Annotated in this window: 3 protein-coding genes; all 3 read right to left on the reverse strand. The window is 75.0% G+C overall.

Annotation, left to right across the window (positions count from 1 at the left end):
* Positions 1-284 precede the first annotated feature (284 nt).
* The 3 genes from ACZ7LB_RS07445 to ACZ7LB_RS07455 all read right to left on the reverse strand — a co-directional run bounded on the left by ACZ7LB_RS07445 (position 285) and on the right by ACZ7LB_RS07455 (position 5,785).
* Positions 285-566, reverse strand: a complete 282-nt coding sequence (locus ACZ7LB_RS07445) for an HU family DNA-binding protein (protein WP_003950507.1) — start codon at positions 564-566, stop codon at positions 285-287.
* Between the two features lie 585 nt (positions 567-1,151).
* Positions 1,152-2,567: an NAD-dependent malic enzyme gene (locus tag ACZ7LB_RS07450; protein WP_471465954.1), complete on the reverse strand. Its 1,416-nt coding sequence runs from the start codon at positions 2,565-2,567 to the stop codon at positions 1,152-1,154.
* A gap of 842 nt (positions 2,568-3,409) precedes the next feature.
* Complete coding sequence (locus ACZ7LB_RS07455; RefSeq protein ID WP_471465956.1) at positions 3,410-5,785, reverse strand: HelD family protein; 2,376 nt, start codon at positions 5,783-5,785, stop codon at positions 3,410-3,412.
* Between the last annotated feature and the right edge of the window lie 601 nt (positions 5,786-6,386).

Genomic DNA, 6,386 nt, shown 5'->3' on the forward strand with positions numbered 1-6,386 from the left:
GTCCCCCGGGCCGGCACCCCCCTCCACCGGGTCCGGGGGTGCGCCTCCGGGACCCCGGCCGAAACGCTGGGGAAACAGGGCGGGAAAGTGACGCCGCGTGGCGGAACAGATGGCTTGATCGCACCCTTGCGATACGCCTATGGGGCGGCCACCCGAATCCGGGTGGCCGCCCCATAGGCGTATACGGTGCGCCCCTCACGGGGCCCGGGGACCGCGCGGCCGGCCTCACGGGGCCCGGGGACCCACGGCGGCCCCGCAGCCACCCGGCGCTCAGCGGGGAGCGCTCACTTGCCCTTGGCGGCTTCCTTGAGCTTGGAGCCCGCGGAGACCTTCACGCTGTAGCCGGCGGGGATCTGGATGGGCTCGCCGGTCTGCGGGTTGCGGGCGGTGCGAGCGGCACGGTGGGTGCGCTCGAAGGTCAGAAAGCCGGGGATGGTGACCTTCTCGTCGCCCTTGGAGACGATGTCGCCGACGACCTCGGCGAACGCGGCCAGCACGGCGTCGGCGTCCTTGCGGGTCACCTCGGCACGGTCGGCCAGGGCGGCCACCAGCTCACTGCGGTTCATGTTGTTACTCCCGTGTTCTTCTTGCCGTTGAGGCGTGCCACGCGGTGGACCCGCGCGTCAGGCACAGCGAAAGCCGATGCTGCCAGGGCCCTCGGACAGTTCCCTCACCCGGGTCCCCTCGGACCCTCGCGCCCAGAGAGGCATCCTGCCTGCACCTGCGGCGGTAATGCCAATCCGGCCACCCCCGGAAGCCGTGAGAACACCCGTGAGGGTCACACGGAGCAGGCGCCTGGACCTTGCGCCACCCTAGAGGGCGATCCGAGGCGCCCCGCCCCGCGACGCGCCGGTACGGCGGCCCGCCGTGGCCATCCTCACAGCCGCGGCGCGGCCGTCCGGCACCGGTGGGGTCCCCGGTGCCCGGGACCGGGCGCGACCGGCCCGGGAGCGGGCGCGCACACTGCCCGGAGGCACCGGGTCCGGCCCTCCGGGGGCCGTGCCCGTGCCCCTGGGGGATCACGTCTTCCGCGCGGGGGTCGCGTCCGCACGGCGGGGTCCGGGTCACCCGTAGGGGACCCGGAGGGCTCCGGGGTGACGGCCCCGGGGCGCCCCCGGCCCCCGGACGGGGGCCGGACCGGGCGGGGACCCCTAGGAGGCCACCCCGGCCGCCCTCGCGGCGTCCCGCACGGCGCCCGCGACCGCCCCGGCGACCTTGTCGTTGAAGACGCTCGGGATGATGTAGTTCGGGTTCAGCTCGTCGCTGGTCACCACGTCCGCGAGGGCCTGCGCGGCGGCCAGCATCATCGAGGTGGTGACCGTGCGCGACTGGGCGTCCAGCAGGCCCCGGAACACGCCCGGGAAGACCAGCACGTTGTTGATCTGGTTGGGGAAGTCCGAGCGGCCCGTGGCCACCACCGCGGCGGTCTCCCGGGCGACCGCCGGGTCGACCTCCGGGTCCGGGTTCGCGAGCGCGAACACGATCGCGCCCTCGGCCATGGTCGCCACGTCCTCGCCGGCCAGCACGTCCGGGGCGGAGACGCCGATGAAGACGTCGGCGCCCGCGACGGCCTCCTTCAGCGTGCCGGTCAGGTTCTCCGGGTTGGTGTTGTCCGCGATCCAGCGCAGCGCCGACTCCGGGGCCGCGTCCACCAGGTCGGGGCGCCCGGCGTGCACGACGCCGTGGATGTCGGCGACGACGGCGTTCTTGACGCCCGCGGCGATCAGCAGCCGCAGGATGGCCGTGCCGGCCGCGCCCGCGCCGGACATCACGACGCGCACGCCGTCGATGCTCTTGCCCACGACCCGCAGCGCGTTGGTGAGCGAGGCGAGGACGACGATGGCGGTGCCGTGCTGGTCGTCGTGGAAGACCGGGATGTCGAGCGCCTCGCGCAGCCGGGCCTCGATCTCGAAGCATCGGGGCGCGGAGATGTCCTCCAGGTTGATCCCCGCGAAGCCCGGGGCGATGGCCTTGACGATCTCGACGATCGCGTCGGTGTCCTGGGTGTCGAGGCAGAGCGGCCAGGCGTCGATGCCGGCGAAGCGCTTGAAGAGCGCGGCCTTGCCCTCCATGACCGGCAGCGCGGCCTTGGGGCCGATGTTGCCCAGGCCGAGCACCGCGGAGCCGTCCGTCACGACCGCAACGGAGTTGCGCTTGATGGTCAGGCGGCGGGCGTCCTCGGGGTTCTGCGCGATGGCCATGCAGACCCGGGCGACGCCCGGCGTGTAGACCATGGAGAGGTCGTCGCGGTTGCGGATGGGGTGCTTCGACGCCATCTCGATCTTGCCGCCGAGGTGCATCAGGAACGTACGGTCGGAGACCTTGCCGAGGACGACGCCCTCGACGTCCCGCAGGCGCTGCACGATCTGGTCGGCGTGGGAGGTCGAGCTGGCCGCGATGGTGACGTCGATGCGGAGCTTCTCGTGGCCGGACGCGGTGACGTCGAGGCCGGTCACCGACCCGCCGGAGGATTCCACGGCTGTGGTGAGCTGCGAGACGGAGGTTCCGCTCGCGGGCACCTCCAACCTGATGGTCATCGAGTAGGAGACGCTGGGCGCCGTTGCCATGGCGGGCTTCCTCTTTCACCGTGTCGCGTGTTGTGCCGTCCGATCGTCGCACCTACCGCCGAGTACACGGTAGCCGCCCCGTATTGCGAACTTTTTGTTCACCGCGGTCCGATCGGAGGGCCCTTTTTTCGGAAAACGATTTCCACCTTACGAGACCGGAACGGCGGACGGAAGGGCGGCCGGAGGGCGGTTCGGGGGCGCCTCCCGGGACCGGGTTCCGGGCCGGGCCGGGGCGTGCCGGGGCCCGGCCCGGGGTCCCGGCACGGGTCCGTCCGGGCCCTTCCGGAAAGAACCCGGCGAAGGGGAATCGCCGGGCGGGAATCGTTTGTTACCGTGGATGTGACACCGGCTCGATCCAAGCCCCCGGGCCCAACCTTCGTCGCTTCGAGCGACCACTTGCCGCGAGGCGAGCATGGCGGGCCGGTGTCACTCTCAGCGCAACGCGAGGGGCCCGCGCCGTCACCGACGGCGCGGGCCCCTTCGCATGTCCGTGCCTCCTCACGCCTCCCCCCGCGCGCCGCCCGGGAGGAGGCGCGGCGAACGCGCCCGGGGTGCGCCCGCCCGGCGTCCCCGGCCGCTGGAGCCCCTCAGGGGTCCCCCGCCGAGGAAGGTGCCCCAGCCGAGGGACGTCCCCCCGTAGGGAGCCCTCCCCGTAGGGGGCCCTCCCCGTAGGGGGCCCTCCCCGTAGGGGGCCCTCCCCGTAGGGGGCCCTCCCCGTAGGGGGCCGGAAGGCTCCCCTACGGGCCCTCGGCGGGAGGCGGCTCCCCTGGTTGGGCTCCCCGCCGGTCCCCCCAGGGGCACTCGGGGGCACTCGGGGGCGGGCCCGGCGGGGCACTCTCGCCTCAGTCGCGCAGCAGGTCCGGGACCCCGGCCGCGTCCGGCTCGTCCCGCCCGTAGGAGACGACCGTCAACTGCTGGGTGGCCCGGGTCAGGGCGACGTAGAGCACCCGCAGCCCGGCGGGCGACTCGTCGGCGATCTCGGCCGGGGAGACGACGACCGTCGCGTCGTACTCCAGCCCCTTGGCCTCCAGGCTGCCGAGCGCCACCACCCGGTCGCCCAGCCCGGCCAGCCAGCGGCGGGCCTCCTCGCGGCGGTTCATGGCCACGACGACGCCGACCGTGCCGTCGACCAGCTCCAGCAGCCGCGCGGCCTCCGCCCGGACGGTGTCCGCCGCCGTTCCCGCGCCCCCGCCCGCGCCCCGGGCCGGGCCCGCGGTGACGAAGCGGGGCTCGACCCCGGTGGAGCGGACCGCCGACGGCGCCGTGGAGCCGGGCATGGCGAGGGCCAGCACCCGGGCCGCCAGCCCGGCGATCTCGGCGGGGTTGCGGTAGTTCACGGTCAGCTCGAAGCGGCGGCGGAGACGGCTGCCCAGGGCCTCGTCACGGGCCTGGGCCGCCTCGTCCGGGTCGGACCAGGAGGACTGGGCCGGGTCCCCGACGACCGTCCAGGTGGCGTGCCGGCCCCGGCGGCCGACCATCCGCCACTGCATGGGCGTGAGGTCCTGGGCCTCGTCCACGATGACGTGCGCGTACTCGGTCCGCTCCTGCGCCAGCCGCTCGGCGCGCTCCCACTGGGTCTCCTCGCGCTGCGGCATCAGCTCCTCCAGCCCGGTGAGCTGGTCCAGCGGGTCGGCCTCGCGCCGTCTGCGGGGGCGGGCGGGGGTGCCGAGGACGGCCTGCAACTCGTCCAGCAGGGCGATGTCGTGCACGGTGCGGCCGTCGCGGCGCAGCGAGCGGGCCACCCGGCGGACCTCGCCGGGGTTGAGGACGCGCCGCGCCCAGCGGCCCAGCCGCCGCTCGTCGGCCATGGCCGCCAGAACGGCCGCCGGGGTCAGCTCCGGCCACCAGGCGTCCAGGAACTCCGTGAAGGAGTCCTCGGTGCTCACGTCCTCGTCGAAGGAGGAGCGCAGCTCGGCCGCCAGTTCCGGGTCGGAGTGCCGTCCGGCGGCGCCCGAGAGGTCCCACAGGGCGTCCAGCAGCAGCCTGCGGGCGCGCGGGCGCAGCAGGTTGACCGGGGCGGTGCCGCCGAGGGCGGTGCGCCGGACGGCGGCCAGCCGCCCGGCGTCCAGTTCGAGGCGCCGTCCGAAGACCACGACGCGCAGCCGGTCCGGCGCCCCGGGCGACTCCAGGGTGCCCCGGGCGGCCCTGCGCAGGACGCCGGTCATCCGGGCGGAGCCCTTGGCGCGGGCGGTGGCCGGGGAGTCGTACAGGGTGGCCTCGGCGCCGTCGACCAGCGAGCCGATGGCGCGGATGGCGACCTGGCCCTCCTCGCCCAGGGAGGGCAGCACTCCCTCGGTGTACGCCACCAGCAGCGGCGTCGGGGAGACGATCAGGATGCCGCCCGCGTAGCGCCGCCGGTCCTGGTAGAGCAGGTAGGCGGCGCGGTGCAGGGCGACGGCGGTCTTGCCGGTGCCGGGACCGCCCTCGACATAGGTGACGGAGGCGGCCGGGGCGCGGATCACCCGGTCCTGCTCGGCCTGGATGGAGGCCACGATGTCCCGCATGCTGTGGGTGCGGGCCTGGCCGAGGGCGGCCATCAGGGCGCCGTCCCCGGTGACGGCGAGCCGTTCGCCGTCCAGGTAGGCCGTGATCTCGGGCCGCATCAGGTCGTCCTCGACGCCGAGGACGCGCCGCCCCTTGGAGCGGATCACCCGGCGGCGCACCACACGGCCGGGGTCGACCGGGGTGGAGCGGTAGAACGGCGCGGCGGCGGGCGCGCGCCAGTCGATCACCAGCGGGGCGTACTCCGCGTCGAGGACGCCGATGCGGCCGATGTGCAGTGTCTCGGCGATGTCGGCGGTGCCGTCGGGGCGCAGGGTGCCCTCGGCGGGCTCGACGGCGGTGTAGGCGCCGTCGGGTCCCTTCTTGCCGTCCTTGCCGAGGAGCAGGTCGATGCGGCCGAAGAGGAAGTCCTCGAACTCGTTGTTCAGGCGGTTGAGGTGGATGCCCGCCCGGAAGACCTGCGCGTCGCGCTCCGCGAGCGCGCCGGGGGTGCCGACCTGGCCGCGCTGGGCGGCGTCGTTCATGAGGAACTCGGCCTCGTGGATCTTCTCCTCCAGGCGCCGGTACACCCGGTCCAGGTGCGCCTGCTCCCCCCGGATCTCGCGGTCGCGCACGGAGTCTCCGCCGGGGTCGCGCTCCGCGTCCCCCGCGGGACCGCGGTGCGCGTCGTCGCGCACGGCGTCGACCGCTGAATCCTGTTGTGCCTGTGCGGCCACCGGGCCCCCTTCTGACGTGCTGGGCAGCCGTCAACCGTACGCGAAGAGGGGGCCGGGAGGCCACGGGGCGGCCGGGGAAACGCGCGTCCGCCGCCCTTTGGCCCCGTCCCCGGGGGCCGCGCGGCGGACGGGAGGGCCGGAAGAGGCCGGAGAGGACCGCCGACGCGGCCGTGCCGGGGCCCGGTCGAGGTCCGTTCGGGGCCGGGCCCGGGGGCCGGGCCGACGCCAGGGCAGTCGGGCCGACGCCAGGGCAGGAACCGCGGCCGAGACCGGGCGGGCCGAGCCCGGGGCTGGGGCCCGGATCAGGGCCGGGCCGAGATGGCGGCCCGGGTCGGGTCTGGACCGGGCCGCCCCGAGGCCGGAGCCCGGGTTGACGCCGGGTGACCCTAGCCCAGGGTCAGGAGCGAGACCCGGGTCGGGACGCCACTGGAGCCGGAACCGGATTGATACCGGGTGACCCGAGTCCAGGACCCGGACCGGGGTCGGAACCCGAGTCGGGTCAGGATCGGGCCGCCCCGAGGCCGGAGCCCGGGTTGACGCCGGGTGACCCTAGCCCAGGGTCAGGAGCGAGACCCGGGTCGGGACGCCACTGGAGCCGGAA

This window comes from Streptomyces sp. NPDC107521 (assembly GCF_055598485.1).

Bases quoted from the DNA above. Each gene is read 5' to 3' on its own strand.
- ACZ7LB_RS07445 (WP_003950507.1), bottom strand. From the start codon at position 566: ATGAACCGCAGTGAGCTGGTGGCCGCCCTGGCCGACCGTGCCGAGGTG.
- ACZ7LB_RS07450 (WP_471465954.1), bottom strand. From the start codon at position 2,567: ATGGCAACGGCGCCCAGCGTCTCCTACTCGATGACCATCAGGTTGGAG.